Consider the following 18067-nt stretch of genomic DNA (forward strand, 5'->3'; position numbering starts at 1 on the left):
GGGCCGCCAATAACGCCGTTCACTCGACCGGATGGCATATTCCAGACAGCTCTTCACATCGACACGCCGCCAGGTGTAGCTTGCTGCGCCGCCGTTCGCCACCGCGTGCCGCTTGCCGCGTGCCGCGTGTGCGCCACCGGCGCCGGTCTCAGCCCCGGGTGTACTCCTTGGCGATGTCCTCGACGAACTCCCGTGTCTGCTCGACGTTGAGGGCCTGCGCCCGCAGGTGCTCGTACATCACGCTGTAGCTGTGCACGTCGCCGGCCTTCTCCAGGTAGAGGTCGCTGGTGACGCCCTCCAGATAGACCACCGTCGAGTCCGCCGCGTCCGGGAACTCCAGGATGGCGTACTGGCCGTTGAGCCCGGGGTGCGCGCCCATGGCGAAGGGCAGCACCTGCACCGTCACATGGGGCAGCCGGGAGAGTTCGAGCAGGTGCTCCAACTGGTCCCGCATGATCTGCCTCCCGCCCACCGTCCGGCGCAGCGCGGCCTCGTCGATCACCGCCCACAGGCGCAGCGGACTCTTCCGGTCGTGGATGCGCTCCTGCCGGCGCAGCCGCACCTTCACGCGCTTCTCCACGTCCTCCGCCGACGCCTCGGGCAGCGCGCCCGCGACGACGGCCTCCGCGTACTGGGGGGTCTGCAGCAGCCCCGGCATGACCTGCGGCTCGTACACGCGCAGGGACGCCGCGTCCGTCTCCAGGCCGATGTACACGCTGTACGGGATGTCGCCGAACGCGTGCCACCAGCCCTGCTGTCTGGACTCCTTGGCCATCTGCATCAGCGAGTCGACTATCCGCGGGTCGTCGACCTCGTAGACCCCGCACAGATCGCGGACGTCGCGCTGGCTGATGCTGCGGCGGCCGTTCTCCAGCCGGCTGATCTTGGACTGGGAGACCAGCAGCCGGTCGGCGACCTCCTCGGCCGTCATGCCCCTCTGCTCACGGAGCCGGCGCAGCTCCTGGCCCAGCCGGCGCCGCCTGACGGTGGGATTGACACTGGATGCCACGGTGCGCACACCTCCGCTTACGCCAATAAGACCGCTCCTGGAGCAGATTGCCACCAACGGCCGTGTTCGCGCTGGAAAACCGCCACACAGGGTGCACGCACGCACGCGCGGGGTGGCGGCCCGTGCTCCGTGGTCGGAGTACGGACCGCCACCCCGCGCTTCGCGGCTGACGGAACGGATTCGGCCGAATCGGGAGATCCGCCGGGTGTCCGCCGGTGGGGGTGCGGCGGGGTCAGTGGGCGCCCGCGCGGGCCATCCCGCCCCGCCGTGCCTGCCCGGTGAGCGGCTGCGGCGCGGCGGCCCGTGCCGCCGTCCGGCCGCCGCCCGGTCCGCCCGGCCCGCCCGCACCCCTGCCGGGGGCGGCGCGCCGGGGCTGCGCGGCCACGCCGTTCTGCACGTCCATCACGGCGTGCGCGACGAGACCGCCCATCGGGTCGTGCCTGATCAGATCCCTCAGCCGGGAGCGGGATGACCGCCCCTCGTTGCCGGGGTAGAGGTGCTTGCCGAGGCCGACCGCGTGGGCCAGCGCGGCGAGTGCGGCGGTCCGCGGGTCCGGCGGTACGCCGGTGCGGATCGCGTTGTCGAGCCGGGCCCTGATCTCCCGGCTCACCGCCGTGTCCGTCGCCTGGTAGCGAGTCGTCGGCAGCACCCCGCACATCTGGCTGGATACGGCATGAACCATGCCGCAGCGCTCCAGGTGTGTGAGATAGGTTTGGCGCAGCCCGAGTCTGGGCCCGCCGATCCAGTGGACCGCGCGGACGGGGCTGCCGCGCCTGCGCAGCAGCTCCAGCGCGGAGTCCAGGGTTGGATCTCCGGTCGGCCGTGGCAGCACCACGGCTATGCGATCCCCGTCAGGGGCTATCCGTCCTGCGAGAGCCAGCTCCACGAGCTGGGCCCCGGCCAGGCCGAGGTCGAGCGACTGCGGCTGCGCCGTGGTACCCGTGGCCGGGTCCAGGGCCAGCAGCAGAAGCTCCTCCGGAATTGTTCTGCGGCTCCTGCCCATCCATGCCTCCCCGCGTGGATGCATGACAGGGTGACCCCTCTCACAGAGGTCTGTCGAGAGTGCCTGGGCGCTTTGTCATGGAACCAGTAGGTATGTCGTTACCGTCTGGCAATTTAGCGGGCCCTCGCGGCCGCGAAACAGGGCCGGAGTGCCGGGCGAGGACCGGCGTTCAGGACACTGTTTACTGATACGACGAGTGGTGAGCACCAAGCGGGAGGCATAGGTGGCGGGCAAGTCCCCCGACAGTTCGGAACGGCAGACTTCGTTGGGGGAGACGACCGGAGAGGCCGGAACGGTTCCCGATCAGACGCGCGATCCCCGTGTGGCGCTGTACGAGGCGCCCCGGGACGAGGCGACGGCCGGCGGCGGGAAGCCCTCGCCGAACGGTGACGGCCCGGCGGCAACGGCCGGGAAGACGGCCGGCGGGGCGGCCGGAGAGGCCGAAACCGCCGAGGAGGCGGCCGGCGGCGCCGAGGAGGCGGGCGGCGGCGCCGAGCCCGCCGGGGGCACCGGGACCGGGAACGCCGAGGACGGTGCCGAGGCCGAGGACGGTGCCGAGGCCGAGGCCGAGGAACCGGAGGAGGCCGGGAAACCGGGGACCACCGACGGGGACGAGCCCGCCGGCGGGGACTCCGGGGAGCCCGGGGCCGAGCCGGTGGACCGGGCGACGGCGGTCTTCCGCGTCCCCGAGGACAAGGCCGGGAGCGAGACCGAAGCCGGCGAGGACGGCGAGGAGGGCGGAGCCGGTAAGACCGGTGAGGACGGCGGGACCGAAGCGGAGTCCGGCGGAAGCGGGCCCTCCCAGGACACCGGCGCCGACACCGACACCGATGCCGGTGCCGGTACCGGTGCCGATGGCGTCGACGGCACCGGTGACGCCGAGCCCGACGGGGATGGCGCCACCGCGGTGGCGGAGGAGCCCGGGGCCGAGCCGGTGGACCGGGTGACGGCGGTCTTCCGTGCTCCCGGGAGCACGGCCGAGGCCGACAGGACCGACGGGGACGACAGGACCGACGGGGACGGTGAGGACGCGGGGACCGGACGGCCGGTCGACCAGCCCACCGCGATGTTCCGGGTACGTCCGGGGAGCACCCCGGGGGAACCGGGTTCGAAGGACCGGGAGAAGACCGGAGCCCCGGAGAAGACCGGAGCCCCGGAGAAGACCGGAGCCCCGGAGAAGACCGGAGCCCCGGAGAAGACCGGAGCCCCGGAGAAGGCCGGGGAGCCGGAGGAGAGCGAGGTCGAGCGGACGAGCCGCTTCGTGCCGCTGCGGTCCGCCGACGCTCCCCGTGTGCCCCCGGCCGTGGTGCCGCCCGAGCAGCCGCCGCACACGCCGGGCCCCGAGCTGCCGGAGGCCGAGCGGACGAAGCAGCAGCCGCTGCCGCCGCACAAGCCGCTGGAACTGCTGGCCGAGCTGACGAACAAGCCCGCCCCGCCCGAGACCCCGCTGCGGGTCGCCCTGCGGCGGATCAAGATCTGGTCGCCGCTGGTCCTGCTGCTGGTGATCGTTCTGGCGGTCGCGCAGCTCATGCGTCCGCTGCCCGCCCCCGAGCTGGTGCTCACCGCCTCCGCCACCCACACCTTCGAGGGCGACAGGCCCGCCCTGGACTGGCCGTCCGAGGGCCAGGCCGTACTGGAGGTGGAGGGGCTCGGGTCCCTCGGCTCGTACGGCGAGGAGGAACCGGTGCCGATAGCGAGCGTGGCGAAGGTGATGACCGCCTACGTCATCCTGCGCGACCATCCGCTCAAGGCGGGCGAGGAGGGCCCGAAGATACCGGTCGACGCGCAGGCCGAGAAGGACGCGGGTCTCAGTGCCCAGGGCGAGTCGACCGTCGAGGTCGAGGAGGGCGAGGAGATAACCCTCAACGAGGCCCTCCACGCCCTGATGATCGCTTCCGCCAACAATGTGGCGCGGTTGCTGGCCCGCTGGGACTCGGGCGGTTCGGAGAAGGCGTTCGTGGAGAAGATGAACGCCGCCGCCGAGGAGCTCGGGATGGAGAACACCACCTACACCGACGCCAGCGGGCTGCGCAAGGACACCGTCAGCACGGCCGCCGACCAGGTGAAACTCGGCAAGAAGGTGATGGACTACGAGGCGTTCCGGGAGATCGTCAAGAAGCCCTCGTACGAGGACCGCAACGGCGTCTCCCACCGCAACTGGAACGGACTCGTCCCTTACAACAACTCGGTCGGCATCAAGACCGGTACGACCACCGCCGCCGGCGGCAACCTGCTGTTCGCGGGGGAGAAGGAGGTCGGCGGCACCACGCAGCTGATCGTCGGCGCGATGATGGGGCAGCACAAGCCGCCGATCATCGACACGGTGATCGCCGAGAGCCGCGATCTGCTGGTCTCCGCGCAGGAGGTCCTGAAGTCGGAGAAGATCGTGGCCAAGGGCGACGTGGTGGGTTACGTGGACGACGGACTCGGCGGCCGCACGCCGCTGGTCGCGACCGAGGACGTCTCGGCGGTCGGCTGGTCCGGTCTGAAGGTGGAGCTGGCGCTGACCGACGGCGGCAAGGGCGTGCCGCACACGGCGGCCCCCGGTGAAACCGTCGGCACCCTCACCGTCGGCAGCGGGCCGGGGCAGGTGAAGGTCCCGGTGGCCGTCCAGGACGAACTGGCCGAACCGGGCGCGGGGAAGCGGCTCACCCGCATCCTGTGACGTACGGGCCGCGGGGCCCGTACGCGGCGCGGTACGGACGGCAGGCGCCGTCCGTACCGCGCCCCGCGCGTTTGCGGCGGCCGCGGGCCGTCCGGGTCCGCCGTTACGCAGACGTGTCCACCGGGCGGCACATGGCCGGGCCCGCGGCGGTAATCAGTAGGGCCATGGCGAAGACGTGGTGGGCCGTCGCGCGGGGCGTGGCCAAGGAGTTCCTCGACGACGAGATCCCGGACCGGGCGGCGACCCTCACGTACTACGGCGTGCTGTCGATCTTCCCGGCCCTGCTGTTGCTCGTCTCGCTGCTCGGCGCGGTCGGCGAGACGGCGACGGAGTACATCCTGGAGAACCTCCAGCGGCTCGCTCCCGGCCCGGCCCGCGAGATCCTGAGCGAGACGGTGGGCGAGATCCAGCGCAGCAGCGGTGGCGGCTTCCTGGCGGCCGTCAGCCTGCTGGGCGCGGTGTGGGCCTCCTCCGGCTACGTCGCGGCGTTCATCCGCGCGGCCAACCGCGTCCTGGACATCCCCGAGGGCCGCCCGGTGTGGAAGCTCACGCCGCTGCGGATCGGCGTGACGCTCGTCCTGATGGTGCTGCTCGCGGTGAGCGCGGTGATCGTGGTCTTCACCGGCGGGCTGGCCGAGCAGGCCGGGAAGGCCGTCGGTATGGGCGAGCAGGCGCTGCTGGTGTGGTCGGTCGCCAAGTGGCCGGTGCTGGTGATGCTGGTGGCGGCGATGATCAGCATTCTGTACTGGTCGGCTCCCAACGCCCGGCTGCGGGGCCTGCGCATGGCGCCGGGCAGCGTGGTGGCCGTGCTGCTGTGGCTGGCCGTCTCGGCGGGCTTCGCGCTCTACACGGCGAACTTCGGCTCGTACAACAAGACGTACGGCACCCTCGCCGGCGTCGTGGTCTTCCTGGTCTGGCTGTGGCTGTCGAACCTGGCCATCCTGCTCGGCCTGGAGCTGGACGCCGAACTGGCCCGCCGGCGGGCTTACGCGGACGGGCTGCCGAAGGGGGAGGAGCCGTACGTGGAGCCGCGCGACACCGCCAAGTGGCCGCGTTCGCTGCGGCTGCGGCTCAGGCGGCGCAGGATGGAGCGGCGCGGGAGCGGGCCGCGTGGGAGCGAGCCGCGCGGAGGGGACGCGCCCGCCCGCACCGGTCCGGACCGGGAGCCGAGCCCGGACCGGGACCGGGACCGGCCCCCGGGCCCGGACGCCTCATGCGGCCATTCGCTCGACAAGGCGGCGGACTGAGGCCGGCGTCCGCGGGTCGTGGCGCAGCGGGTACCGCCGCCGCTGCACCTGCCGCCGCCGCAGCACCACGGCGGCCACGACGAGGGCGAGCACGGCCCCGCCCGCCGCGGCCAGCGGCACGGCGTTGCGCCGGCCCGCCCGTACGGCGCCCGCCGCCTTGCGCTGGGCCAGGGCCTTGACGTCGGCCCTGGCCGCCAGTTCCTCGATGGTGTCGCCGAGCTCCCGGCGCGTGCGGTCGATCCGCTCGCGCAGCTCGGCGGGGGTCTCCGGGTCGGAGGGGATGCCCGGGGTATTCGGGAACTCCGTCTGCCTGGTGTCCCTCGAAACGCTCATCGCCGTACCCTTCCCCTGATCTCGTCCAGGTCGTCGTGCACGCCCCGCAGCGCCCGCTCGGGCTTGGCGGGCGCCGCCCTGCGCATCTGCTGCCGCCCGAGGGCCGCCAGCACCCCGGCGACGAGGAACAGCAGTGCCATGATCACCAGGGCGGACAGCCAGACCGGCCACACCACGGACAGACCGGCGATCGCGGCCGTCACACCGGCGCCCACCGCGTAGAGCGCGACCACCCCGGCGCCGCCGAGCATGCCGCCGCCCATCCCGGCCCGCTTGCCCTTCTCGGCCATCTCCATCTTGGCGAGCTGCAGCTCCTCCTTCATGAGCTGCGACATCTGCGCGGTGGCCCGTGCCACCAGTTCGCCGACGGAGTGCTCCTCCCCGGGCCCGTGCCCGTGTTTGTGTCCGTCCATCCGCTGCATCGTGCTCATCGTCGCGCTCCCCTCATGGGTCAGCACTCCGAGTACCTCCGCTCACCGCCCGCTAACCCGGTCTCACCCGTTCGTCAGCGGGCGGAGGGCGGACGCTACAGCCGCTTGGCGCTGCGCAGCGCCTTGGCGTAGTAGCCGTTGCCGTCGAGCCGGGAGGTGCCGCCCTTGTCGCCGATGGTCGGCCCGTTGACCTCCTCCCTGCTGGAGATGAAGATCTTGTGGCCGTCGGTGTCGTGCCCGAGGTAGATGCCGACGTGGTCCAGGCGCTCCTTGGTGCGGGCGTCCAGCCAGAAGAACACCAGATCGCCCGGCTGGAGGACGTCGATGGAGGCCGGCCTGCTGTACTGCGGCGCCTTCCCGGTGAGGGGGATGACGTCCGTGCCCAGGTCGGAGCGGGCCATGCCGTTGGCGGTGCGGGGCAGGCCGTCGCCCTTGGCGTCGAGGGCGCGCAGGGGGTAGCGGGCGCGGTACCCGAAGACGGTGCGGATGAAGCCGGAGCAGTCCATCGCCCGGTACCGGGCGGTCTCCGGCTGGATCGTGGTGCCGTCCCGGAAGGTGTAGGGGATACCGAGGTAGTCGTAGAAGTCGGACTGCTCCAGCCGGTAGTCGGCGCCCTCCGCGCCATCGGGGTTGATCGGGCCGAAGTCGGCGTCGCCCGCGTAGGGGACGCCCTCGTCGTCCTTCTTCACCGGGGCCTGGTCGACGTACTGGAAGGCCATCGCGAAGAGGTCGTCCTCCTCGCTGCCGAAGTACTCCCCGAACCAGTCCTTGAACCACTTCTCCTTCTCGGCGCCCTTCTTCCAGTGCTCCGGCATCAGCCTCACCCAGTTCTCGGTGACGACCCGGGAGGTGGTGTTGGCGGGCTCGGTGAAGGTGCGGCTGGGACCGGTGAGGGTGGCGGTGCGGGAACCGTCGGTGAAGGTGGCCAGCACCTGCCCGCTCTCGTCCCGCAGGACCGAGCGGTCGGGGTTCTTCAGCCGCTCCCAGGTCTGCCGGCCGGTCTGCTGGGCGGCGCCCGACTTCACCAGGGGGGTGTCGGTGACGGCCTGGACGGCCGGGGCCTTGGCCTGCTCCTCCTTGCGGAGTTCCACGGTCAGGTACGCGCTGCCCGCCAGCAGGGCGAGGATCGTCGTGGCGTGCAGGACGGGACGGGACCCGCGCTTGGTCTTGGCACTCATCAGGTCAACTCCGGTCGGGGGTCAGACGGACGGCATGACGCCGAGCAGGATTCCTGCGGTGAGGACGACGTAGGTGGCCAGGGTCACCGTGCCGGTGGACAGGACGGTGGCCCCCTTCGGCTGGCGTACCAGCTGATAGGCGATCAGGCCGGGCACGATGAAACCGAGCGTCTGGTTGCTGTACATCAGCGGGAACTGCTGCTGCAGCACGATGACCAGGGTCGCCTGGAGGGTCACGCCGGTCAGGACGACGGCGGAGAACAGCCGCTTGCCGTAGAGGATCACCACGCGCTGCATGAGCAGGGTGGAGACGTAGGTCAGGACTGTGACGCCGACGACCATCGCCGCGCGCTGGAGGTCCTCCACCAGGGTCAGGGCGAGCCAGCCGGGGGTGATCATCCCGCCCGGGGAGAGGTTGGTCGTCAGGTAGCAGACCAGCGAGAACAGCAGGCCCAGGGCGATGCCGATCGCGGCGATCTCGGGGGTGAGGACGGCGGGGATCAACGGGACTCTCCAGGACTGTGCTGTTCTTCGGGGTGGGGGGTCTGCCGGGTGTGCGACGGACGCTCGAACCAGGAACTCTGCTGCTGCGGCACGTACGGGACGGCCCCGGGCACCGGAGCCGGACCGGTGTCCCGCGGCCGGTCCGGTTCGGGCTCCGGTACGGGTTCGGGAGCCGGTTCGGGCGCCGGCGCGGCTTCGGGTCCGGGTTCGGGCGCGGGGGAGGCGGGCCGCTCGATGACGCGGAGCTGCTGCGTCTGCTCCGCCCGCTGGTACCGGGCCTCGTACGCGTCCGGGTAGGCCAGGTACGGGTCGAGGTGGGGCGCGTACGGCTCCGGGGCGTGCGGCGCCGCGTCGTCCGGGCCGCTGTCCGGCTCCTCGTCGGGCGGCAGCTCGGCGAGGTGCTCCAGCAGTACCTCACCCTGCCCGTGGATGTTGCCGATGGCGACCAGCGACGAGTCCGCGCCCAGATGCCCGAGCAGCTCGGCCATGAACTCCTCGGGGTCGCGGCGGTCGCCGCCCAGGTCCACCGCACGGGGCCGCCACTCGGCGGGGATCGCGTCCAGGGCGCTCTTGGTGGGGTTTCCGATCAGGAACACCTTCTCCGGCTCCAGGTCCGGGATCAGGTTGCCCATCTGGCCGTTGCGCTCCACCCGGTCGGGACGGCAGTTGATCACCACGTTCAGGGGCCGGTGGATCGCACCCAGGTCGAGCAGCTGGTTGATGTTCATCAGCGTGGACTCGGGGTCGTTCGCCGCGAAGACGTTGGCGAACCGCAGCCGCCCGCCGTCGGGGATGCGGTACCGCTCGACGGAGAGCACGCCCGGGTCCGGCGGCGCGTCGTACATGCCCTGGAGCGCGGTCTGCCTGTCCACGCCGAGGAGTTCGGCCACGGCCAGGGCGATGGCCACGTTCTCCTTGAAGGTGAACCAGCTGAAGCCGCGCAGCTCCTCGTCCGTGACGGTCTCGGGGTCGGCGTAGACCAGTTTGCAGTCCCGCGCGTCCGCCTCCTCCTGGAGGATGGCGAAGCGCTCCTTCTCGGCGGTCACGCAGACGCCGCCCTCGGGCATGGAGCGCGACAGCGATCGCGCCACGTCGTCGAGGGTCGGCCCCATCTCGGCGAGGTGGTCCTCGCGCACGTTGCACAGCACGCCGATGGTGGAGCGGATCAGCTTCGACTGGTTGATCTCCTGCAGAGCCGGCATGACGGCCATGCACTCGATCACCAGGGCGTCCGGGTCGTAGGCGGCGGCCCGCCGGACGATGCCGATCTGCTCCACCACGTTGGCGATGCCGAACTTGCGGTAGACCGGCTCCTCGGTGGCGTCCGGGTGGATGAACCGGGCCGCGGTGCCGGTGGTCTTGGCGACGGTGGTGAGCCCGCCGCCGCGCAGCGCGCCCGCGCACAGCCGGGTGATGGAGCTCTTGCCGCGGATGCCGTTGACCAGCACCCGGGTGGGGATGTGCTCCAGGTTGGCGAAGTGCCGCCGCTGTTCGACGATGCCCGCCACCAGCAGGACGGCACCGCACGTCACCAGGACGGCGTAGAGGAAGAGCACGGGTGATCAGTTCCTTCCCACCGGGCTCGGCGCGGCCGCGCCGTCCCGTCTGCGCTGCTCCTGCAGGGTCTGCCGGATCAGCTCCAGGCTGCGTACGACGGCGCCGACCTCGTCGTGGTGGCGCGGATAGAGGACGGTGCGGTGGTCCCCGTCGGCCAGGGCCTCCGCCTGGCGGGCCAGTTCGCGCAGCGGGCGCCCCACCACGATGTGGAGCCAGCCCAGGCAGGCGGCGGCCGCGGTCAGGCCGAGCAGGCCTGCCAGGACGGTGCGGTTCTGGAAGGTGTACTCGGGGATGTCCAGCCCGGCGGCCGACTGCCAGCTCACCACCGTCCAGCCGAGCGGCTTGGCCGCGCCCCCGCCGACGAACGGGGCCGCGGCGGCCATCTGGGTGCCGTCCTCGTCCCGGTACAGGACGCTGCTGGGGCGCGGGCTCATGCCCACCTGCTGGTTGGTGCCCTCCACGAGGGCGTCCAGCCGCTGGGACGGGAGCCGCTGGAAGGCCCGGTAGCCGGTGTTCCCGCCGATCACCCGGCGCTCGGCGTCCACCACCCGGACCTCGCCCAGACCGGGCCGCTTGAGCAGTGAGTTGAGGAAGTCGATCCGGAACTCGCCCACCACGGCGGCGCCCTCGCGGCCGGGCACCTCGGCGTAGCCGGTGACGACGGGCTCCTTGCCGCCCTCGCCGAGCACGGTGATCGCCTCGGCGGCGGGTCCCTCGCCGGCCGGGTGCCGGGGCTCCTCGCCGGCGCGGGCGAGGATCCGCCCGTCGGCGTCGAGGACGTACAGCGACCGGTAGCGCAGGTGCTCCCTGGAGGTCCGCTCCAGAACCTCCGTCATGTCCTCGGCCGCCGTGCGGTCGCCGATCAGGGAGGCCACCGACACCAGGTCGGCGTGACCCTCGTTGAGGGCGCGCCGGACCCGGTCGGTCAGGGTGTCGGTGCGCTCCCGCTGGTCGTTGACGAGCTGCTGGGGGATGACGGCGGCGGAGTCGGCCCGGTTGAGCAGCAGGACCATCGGGGCGGACCACAGCAGCAGCAGGACCGCGCAGACCGACAGCAGGGCGCGGATGCCGAACCGCCCGGCGGCGCGGCCCGGCGGGGGCGCGGAGTCCGAGCCCCCGTGGCCTCCGTTCAGCAACTGGAGCCGCAGCCGCTCCAGGGCGCGGCCGATCCGGGCGGTCTCCCCGAACCTGGGCACGGTCACCGGCCGGTGCACGTCCCCGCGGGTGAGCCGGCGGCTCTCCAGGAAGAGCCGGAGCAGGGGCCGCTGCACGGCTCCCAGCAGCAGTGCCACCGCCAGGGCCCCGATGACCAGCAGTGCGCCCGCGGCGATCAGCCCGAAGACCGTGTCGACGGTGCGCGTGGGGTCCTCGGCGACGCCGACCATGGAGACCACGGTCAGGCCGAGCCCGGTGGCGATGGTGCTCTCGCCGGGCCGGGGGGCGGTGAGAGTGGCGTAGCCGGCCACGAAGCGCTCACCCAGGTACCGGTCGCCGGTCATGCTCCCGCTGACGCCGAGGAAGCCGCCGGCGCCGGGTTCCTTGGTCTTCAGGGGGTGCCGGTCGGCCTTCTCGGCGGCGGCCTTAGAGAACGCCGCGAGCTGCTTCCTGGAGTGCTTGACCTCCTCGCGCTGGAGGTCGGTGAGGACCTGCTCCGGCTCGGGGATGCCGTCGCTGCTGAGGATCGCGCCCGTCGAGTCGAGGACGGCGATGGCGCGGAACTTGCCGAGGCTGATGCCGGGGAACTTCAGGCTGCTGGAGGCGATCAGCAGCTGCTGGGGCTGCCCTTCCCAGGACAGCAGGGTCAGGGAGAGCAGCCTGGTCTCGCCGTTCTCCAGCCGGACCATGCGGGGGGCCAGGCCGTTCTCCTCGGCGAGCTTCCCGCGGTCGATCGCGGTGAGCGGCAGGGTCTCGCCACGGGCGGCCAGCAGCTTGCCCGACTCGATCTCGATGATCGCCGTACCGCGCCACTTCTGGTAGACGCTGCCGATCTTGTCGAGGACGGCGTCGGGTGTGACCGGCTCGCCGGCGTTGAAGAGGGCGGCCGCCCGGTTGAGGTCCGTGACGCTCTCGTCCAGGGAGGCGCGCAGTGCGATGGCGCCGTCTTCGGCGAAGTGCTGCTGGGACGTCAGCACGGCCTCGGAGACGGTGTCCTGCCCCACCCGGCCGAGGCTGACGGCGGTGACTCCGGCCACGGAGAGCAGCAGGGCCGCAAGGATCGCGATGGGCGGCCGTATACCGCCGAGCAGTGACATATCAGCTCTTCGGCGGACCTTTTGCCGCCGCTTCGACTGCGAAGCGGCCACGACGGGCGCTCCTCTCCTGGGGATTAAGGGGATGGGTGTGCCACGCCGAAAGAGAGCGTCGTGATGCACCGACCGCATACGACTCACGTGCCAGCCGTAAGGTTGTACGAGTTTTGGAAGTGTGATCCACCCGCCTCGGGTGGCGGCGCGGGGAGTCGGTCAGTCCGGAAGGCCCCGCAGGGGCCGGAGACCGTCCTCGGCGGCGCCCCGGTTGAGCATGGTGCCCTTGGTGCGTTCGAAGGCGAGCCGGTAGCGGGAGCGCTGCTGGCCGGTCAGCCCGTCCCCGTCCCGCAGGGCCGCGGCCACGTCCACCAGGCGGTGGTCGGAGACCTGTTCCTCCCCCTCGGCTCCCCCGGCCCCCTCGGCCGCGGCGCCGGAGTCCTCCTCCGCGTCCGGCGGGATGTCCACGAGGGTGGGAACGTAGCGGGCCGCCACGTCCCACTCCTCACCCCGCTGCGTGAACTCGAACCAGCCGATGACGCCCTCCTCGGTGAGGCCGGTCGGGACGTCGTGCCGGGCGAGCTGGTTGCCGAGTCCGTAGGCGATCCAGGTGCCGTTCACCTTCTCCATCGGCTGGACGACGTGCGCGTGGTGGCCGATCACCAGGTCGATGCCGGTCTCCTCGGCGATCCGGCGGCCCAGCTTCAGCTGCGAGGTGCTGGGGTCGGGCTGGTGCTCGCGTCCCCAGTGGATGCTGAGGATCACCACGTCGGCCCCCGCCGAGCGGGCCGCGCGCTCCGCGGCGGCGATCCCCTTGAAGGAGGTCTGGTTGGTGATCCAGGGCATGTCCTTCGGTATCTCCCGGCCGTTGAAGCCGAACGCGAACGACAGCTGGGCCACCTTGACGCCCTTGACGTCGACGATCAGCGGCTTCTCGGCCTCCTCGCGGCTGCGGGCCGAACCGGTGTGTCTCACCCCGGCCGCGTCGAGGGCGTCCAGGGTCCGCTTCACGCCCGCCGGGCCGTGGTCGAGGGTGTGGTTCGAGGCGGTCGAGCAGGTGTCGTAACCCACCTCGCGGATCGCCGTGGTGATCTGAGGGGGGACGAGGAAGTCCGGGTAGCTCTGGAAGGGTCCCTTCGGCGTGCCCACGACCGGCTCCATGTGGCAGATCGCCAGGTCGGCCTTGCTGATCACCGGTTTGATCCCCGCCATGACCGGGTCGAAGTCCAGGCCCGCCACGCCCTTGCCCGTCGCCTTGGCGTCCTCGGCGGCCTGGTCCACGAGCTGGGTGTGGATCAGGATGTCCCCGGCGGCGGCGACGCTGAACGACCGGCCTCCCGCCGCCGGCTTGCCGTCGTCCTCCCCGTCGGCGCCGCACGCGGTGAGGGCGCTCGCGGCGAGTGCGAGGAGGAGGGGGAGGTGGTGGGCGCGCGGGCGGCCGGGGCGTCGTATCACGCCGGTATTTTTATCTCACGATGAACGCCTTTTCCGCCAAGAAGATAACGATCCTGACAACCGTGCTGGTCATGGCCGTGTTGGCGGGAGGCGTGACGATCGCCACGCTGGCGCGGCAGCCGCATGCTCCGGCCGTACCGGAGGGCCGGGAGACCCGGGTCGACCTGGAGCGGCGCGTCACCTCGTTCACCGCCGCGTTCGGCCCGCACGGCGGTTACCGGCCACCGGCGCGCGACGAGCGGAGAGCGGTGGCCGACGGCGTCGGGCTGCTCCTGGACGGGCGGCGGGAGGAGGCCGTACGGCGGCTGTCGTCCGTCGGCTACGGCCTGCTCACCCTGACCGACCGGGTCACCGGCAGGAGGTTCGCCGAGGTCGCCGAGGCCGGCGGCGGTACCGGCCGGGGATGGGGCCGGGTCTACCTCGACCTGGACAGCCCGCCCCGCTGGTCCGTCCAGGTCCCCCACCCCGTTGCCGACCGGGACACCGAGAGGTTCGGGGTCGCCGTTCTGCGCGGAACACCCGGAGGCGTCCTGGTCCTAGCGGGCGCGCACCGCAGGGCGGGCCGGGGGAACGAGGCGGACGTCGCCCACCGCAGCGACACCGTCTTCCACGTGGTCTGCGGCGAACTGGTCGAGCGGGGCATGCCCGCCGTCCAGGCCCACGGCTTCGCCGACGACTCCGCGCCGGGGTACGACGCGATCGTCTCGACCGGCAGGGGCGAGGACGGGCGCGACGAGGCCCGCGAGCTGACCCGCGTGCTGCGGGACGGAGGGTTCGAGGTGTGCCGGGCCTGGGCCCGCCGGTGCCCGCTGGAGGGACGCACCAACCGCCAGGGGCGGCGGGCCGCCGTCGAGGAGGTCCCCTTCCTGCACCTGGAGCTCAGCCGGAGCGTCCGCGATGACGAGGAGCTCAGGACGCGTACGGCCGAGGCCGTGGCGGCGACGGCGGCCGGCTGGAGGTGACGGCGGGTCCCGCAGAAGGGCCTCGGCGCTTCGGCGGCGAAGACGTCCTCCGGGCGGTGGAGCAGGGCGCGGCCCTGCCGCCCGGCCGGCCGCCGGTGAGCACCGCCGCCCCGGCGGCGGTGGACGGGGGCACGGAAAGGAACGGACCGGACACGTGGAGTCGCTACGCTCGTAGCGCATGGCACCTGACGGCCCAGGGGCCGAACCGCCCCCGTACGGAACGGAGTTCGCCCATGGCCCAGATCCCCCGACCCGCCCGCGCGGCGGACCGGTCCCACGCCGTGGTGATCGGCGCCGGCCTCGCGGGGCTGACGGCGGCCCGCGCGCTCGCCGACGCCTACGACCGGGTGACGGTGCTCGACCGGGACACGCTTCCCGCCGACCCGGCCCCCCGCCGCGGCGTACCGCAGAGCCGGCAGCTCCACGTACTGCTCGCCCGCGGCGCGCAGGCGCTGGAGGAGCTGTTCCCCGGATTCCTGGAGGAGCTGCTCGCGGCGGGGGCCACCCGCGCGGACACCCAGGGCGAGGCCCACTGGTACCTCGACGGCCACCTCCTGCGTCCGGCGCCCTCCGGGGTCATCTCGTACGGCGCGAGCCGGCCGCAGGTGGAGCACCACGTGCGCGCGCGTGTCGAGGCGCTCCCCGGCGTCGTGGTCAGGGAGCGGGTGGAGGTGCTGGGCCCGGTCACCACGCCCGACCGCGGCCGGGCCACCGGAGTCCGGGTGCGCCAGCGCGCCGACGGGGCGGGGGAGGAGACGGTGCCCGCCGATCTGGTCGTCGACGCCTCGGGCCGGGGCTCGCGGGCCCCGGCCTGGCTGGAGGAGCTGGGATACCCCCGGCCGCGGCAGACGCGGGTACGCGCCGACGTCGTCTACGTCACCCGCCACTTCCGGCGCGAGCCCCACCACCTCGGCGGCCGGAGCGGCGTCGCGCTGGTGCCCTTCCCCGGACTGCCGCGCGGCGGGGCCATCGTCTCGGAGCGGGAGGACCGGTTCGCGGTCGTCCTCTTCGGTCTGCTGGGCGAGGAACCGCCGGCCGACGAGGCGGGCATGCTGGCCTACGCCGAGACCCTGCCCGGACCGGACGTGGCCGAGGTGCTGCGCACGGCCGAGCCGCTGAACGAGCCGGTGAGGATGCGCTATCCGGCCAGCGCGCGCCACCACTACGAGAAGCTGGACCGCCACCTCGGCGGCTTCCTCGTCACCGGCGACGCCCTGTGCAGCTTCAACCCGACCTACGGGCAGGGCATGACGGCGGCGGCCCAGCAGGCGATCGTGCTGCGCTCGCTCCTCGCCCGGGACCGGGACCGGGACGCCGGCGGCCTGCCCCGGCGCTTCTTCCGCGCCGCCGCCAGGGTCGTCGACACCCCGTGGCTGCTGGCGGCCGGCGGCGACCTGCGCTTTCCCGAGGCGGAGGGGAGGCGCGGCCCGGCCGACGGGCTGCTGGACCGGTACCTCACCCGCTACCGCGCGGCGGCCTCCGTCGACCCCGTACTGGGCCGGACGTTCCTGGCGGTGGCCCACATGCTCCAGCCGCCCGCCCGGCTGATGTCCCCCGGCCACGTGCTCCGCGTGCTGCGCGCGTCGGGGAGGGCCGGCGGGCCGGTGCGCACGGAGTCGTAAAGAAGTCGTGTACGCGACAAGAAAGGCGTGCACGGGTCTTGCCCGGATCCGGTGACCGGTCAGTAACCTGCGATCCCCCCCCACGGCGCAACCGCTCCTCATCCCCCGTCCCCCCGCACCCACTCGAGGTCGAAGTGAAGAAGAAGTCACTGGCCGTCGCGGCAACCGCGGCATCCGTGCTCGCGCTCACCCTCCAGGCCCCGGCCGCGGCGGCCGCGGTGTCCCCCTCCGCCTACGGCCCCGGCAGCAACCCGATCCTCTTCGTCCACGGCTGGAACAGCAGCGGATCCACGTGGAACACCATGGCCGAACGCTTCCGCGCCGACGGCTGGCCCGCCGGCCACCTGAGGCAGTGGAGCTACAACACCAGTCAGTCCAACGCCACCACCGCGCAGCAGCTCGCCACCGAGGTGGACCGGCTGCTCGCCGCCACCGGGGCGAGCAAGGTCGACGTGATCACCCACTCCATGGGCGGCCTCTCCTCGCGCTACTACGCCAAGAACCTCGGCGGCGCGGCGAAGATCGACGCCTGGGTCTCCCTCGGCGGCCCCAACCACGGCACCGACACGGCCAACTGGTGCTTCCAGACCTCCTGCTCCGAGATGCGCATCGGGTCGGCCTTCCTGAACTCCCTCAACTCAGGTGACGAAACGCCCGGTTCGGCGCGCTACTCCACCTGGTGGTCGCCCTGCGACACCGTCATCAACCCCGACAGCAGCGTCGCCCTGTCGGGTGCGGTCAACACCAGGACCGCCTGCCTGTCGCACTCCGGACTCCTGAGCGACGCCACGGTCTACGGCCAGGTCCGGGACACGGTCGACAGCTGACCCCGTCCGGACGTCCCCGGCCCGTCCGGCCGGGGACGTCTCCGTGGCGGCCCGGCCGCTGTACGGTGCCCGCCATGCCCCTCCCGCCGGACCCCGTACCGCCCCGTCCCCCGTCACCGCCGGCGCCCTCTTCGCGTACACCGTCCAACCGGCCCTACGCAGGCCGCCGTTGACGGACGAGGCTTCCTTCGCCGGGGAGAGCCGCAGAACCGGCGGACCGGCGAACGCCGTCCGCACCGACCGCGCGACGGGCCCCGGGGGTTGCCGCAGGTGCCGGAGGCGAGCGGCGCGCTGCTGACCGCCGTGGTGCGCACCACGCCCTCGCAGGACCGGACGTACCCACCGACCCCTGGCCCGTCCTGCTGTGGTGCACCGGGCGCGCGGACCCGCCCGGGTACCGCGGCCCCCGGAGCGGAGGGTGGTACCACGGTCACGCGTCCGCGATCCTGTACCCCCGTCCTTCGACGGGAGCCGATGCGGAAACCGAAGGCCGTCATCGCAGCAGGCCGGCCGGTGGTGTTACAAATCCCTGGGGGCCTTGGCGCCGTACGGTGCCAAGGCCCCCGGACGCATTCCCCGATCAGAGGTGCAGATGACCGCGGACACACCGCTCGGCCGAATCGATGACGACGACTACCCCGCCTACACCATGGGGCGAGCAGCGGAGATGCTCGGCACCACGCCCGCCTTCCTGCGGGCCCTCGGTGAAGCCCGGCTGATCACGCCCCTGCGTTCCGAGGGCGGCCACCGCCGCTACTCCCGCTACCAGCTGCGCATCGCCGCCCGCGCCCGTGAACTGGTCGACCAGGGCACCCCCATCGAGGCGGCCTGCCGCATCGTCATCCTGGAGGACCAGCTGGAAGAGGCCAGGCGCATCAACGACGAACTGCGACGCGGGGACGCCGGGGCCGGTCACGAAGCGGACGCCTGATCCGTCGAACACGGAGTCGCCGGCGACCGGCCCCGACCCGGCGCCCTCCACCGGCGTCCGCCGACCGCGGGCATGGCCCCGGGCCGCCGGTGCCGCATCG

15 protein-coding genes are annotated in these 18067 nt (G+C 72.6%); 6 read left to right on the top strand and 9 right to left on the bottom strand.

Annotated features, from left to right (window positions below; translation table 11 throughout):
• Positions 1-148 precede the first annotated feature (148 nt).
• Together QPK52_RS15950 and QPK52_RS15955 are read right to left on the bottom strand one after the other, a co-directional pair.
• On the bottom strand, positions 149-1009 hold the full coding sequence (locus QPK52_RS15950; RefSeq protein WP_410538162.1) for a helix-turn-helix domain-containing protein: 861 nt from the start codon (positions 1007-1009) through the stop codon (positions 149-151).
• A 232-nt stretch (positions 1010-1241) separates the two neighbouring features.
• Complete coding sequence (locus tag QPK52_RS15955; RefSeq protein WP_410538163.1) at positions 1242-2012, bottom strand: GOLPH3/VPS74 family protein; 771 nt, start codon at positions 2010-2012, stop codon at positions 1242-1244.
• A 322-nt stretch (positions 2013-2334) separates the two neighbouring features.
• On the opposite strand from QPK52_RS15955, the gene QPK52_RS15960 reads away from it, so the two are divergent.
• On the top strand, positions 2335-4677 hold the full coding sequence (locus QPK52_RS15960) for a serine hydrolase (protein WP_410538164.1): 2343 nt from the start codon (positions 2335-2337) through the stop codon (positions 4675-4677).
• Positions 4678-4841: 164 nt separating this feature from the next.
• Entirely contained in the window at positions 4842-5924 is a 1083-nt protein-coding gene (locus QPK52_RS15965; RefSeq protein WP_410538165.1) for a YihY/virulence factor BrkB family protein, read from the top strand.
• On the opposite strand, the gene QPK52_RS15970 is transcribed toward QPK52_RS15965, so the two are convergent.
• The 7 genes from QPK52_RS15970 to QPK52_RS16000 form a co-directional block, all read right to left on the bottom strand.
• Positions 5889-6257, bottom strand: coding sequence for a DUF3618 domain-containing protein (locus QPK52_RS15970; protein ID WP_410538166.1), 369 nt, complete (start codon positions 6255-6257; stop codon positions 5889-5891). The genes QPK52_RS15965 and QPK52_RS15970 overlap by 36 nt on opposite strands.
• The gene (locus tag QPK52_RS15975; RefSeq protein ID WP_410538167.1) at positions 6254-6688 is read right to left on the bottom strand and encodes a phage holin family protein; all 435 of its coding nucleotides are present in this window, start codon (positions 6686-6688) and stop codon (positions 6254-6256) included. The genes QPK52_RS15970 and QPK52_RS15975 overlap by 4 nt, the downstream gene beginning before the upstream one ends.
• A gap of 95 nt (positions 6689-6783) precedes the next feature.
• On the bottom strand, positions 6784-7866 hold the full coding sequence (locus QPK52_RS15980; protein ID WP_410538168.1) for a C40 family peptidase: 1083 nt from the start codon (positions 7864-7866) through the stop codon (positions 6784-6786).
• 21 nt (positions 7867-7887) lie between these two features.
• Positions 7888-8370 (bottom strand): poly-gamma-glutamate biosynthesis protein PgsC/CapC, encoded by a 483-nt coding sequence (locus tag QPK52_RS15985; protein ID WP_410538170.1) that lies wholly within the window; start codon positions 8368-8370, stop codon positions 7888-7890.
• On the bottom strand, positions 8367-9926 hold the full coding sequence (gene pgsB / locus QPK52_RS15990) for a poly-gamma-glutamate synthase PgsB (protein ID WP_410538171.1): 1560 nt from the start codon (positions 9924-9926) through the stop codon (positions 8367-8369). The genes QPK52_RS15985 and pgsB overlap by 4 nt, the downstream gene beginning before the upstream one ends.
• A 6-nt stretch (positions 9927-9932) precedes the next feature.
• Positions 9933-12179, bottom strand: a complete 2247-nt coding sequence (locus QPK52_RS15995) for a HAMP domain-containing protein (RefSeq protein WP_410538172.1) — start codon at positions 12177-12179, stop codon at positions 9933-9935.
• Positions 12180-12389: 210 nt separating this feature from the next.
• The gene (locus QPK52_RS16000; protein WP_410538173.1) at positions 12390-13625 is read right to left on the bottom strand and encodes a CapA family protein; all 1236 of its coding nucleotides are present in this window, start codon (positions 13623-13625) and stop codon (positions 12390-12392) included.
• Between the two features lie 20 nt (positions 13626-13645).
• Here QPK52_RS16000 and QPK52_RS16005 point away from each other — a divergent pair, with 20 nt between their 5' ends.
• The 4 genes from QPK52_RS16005 to QPK52_RS16020 all read left to right on the top strand — a co-directional run bounded on the left by QPK52_RS16005 (position 13646) and on the right by QPK52_RS16020 (position 17967).
• Positions 13646-14587, top strand: a complete 942-nt coding sequence (locus QPK52_RS16005) for a hypothetical protein (RefSeq protein WP_410538174.1) — start codon at positions 13646-13648, stop codon at positions 14585-14587.
• A 233-nt stretch (positions 14588-14820) separates the two neighbouring features.
• Complete coding sequence (locus QPK52_RS16010; protein WP_410538175.1) at positions 14821-16209, top strand: FAD-dependent oxidoreductase; 1389 nt, start codon at positions 14821-14823, stop codon at positions 16207-16209.
• A gap of 134 nt (positions 16210-16343) precedes the next feature.
• A complete protein-coding gene (locus QPK52_RS16015; protein ID WP_410538177.1) occupies positions 16344-17036 on the top strand; it encodes an esterase/lipase family protein in 693 nt (230 codons plus the stop codon).
• A gap of 592 nt (positions 17037-17628) precedes the next feature.
• Positions 17629-17967 (top strand): MerR family transcriptional regulator, encoded by a 339-nt coding sequence (locus QPK52_RS16020; protein ID WP_410538178.1) that lies wholly within the window; start codon positions 17629-17631, stop codon positions 17965-17967.
• Positions 17968-18067: the final 100 nt, after the last annotated feature.

The sequence above is a fragment of the Streptomyces sp. KL2 genome (assembly GCF_046529545.1).
GTDB classification, from domain to species: Bacteria; Actinomycetota; Actinomycetes; order Streptomycetales; family Streptomycetaceae; genus Streptomyces; species Streptomyces radiopugnans.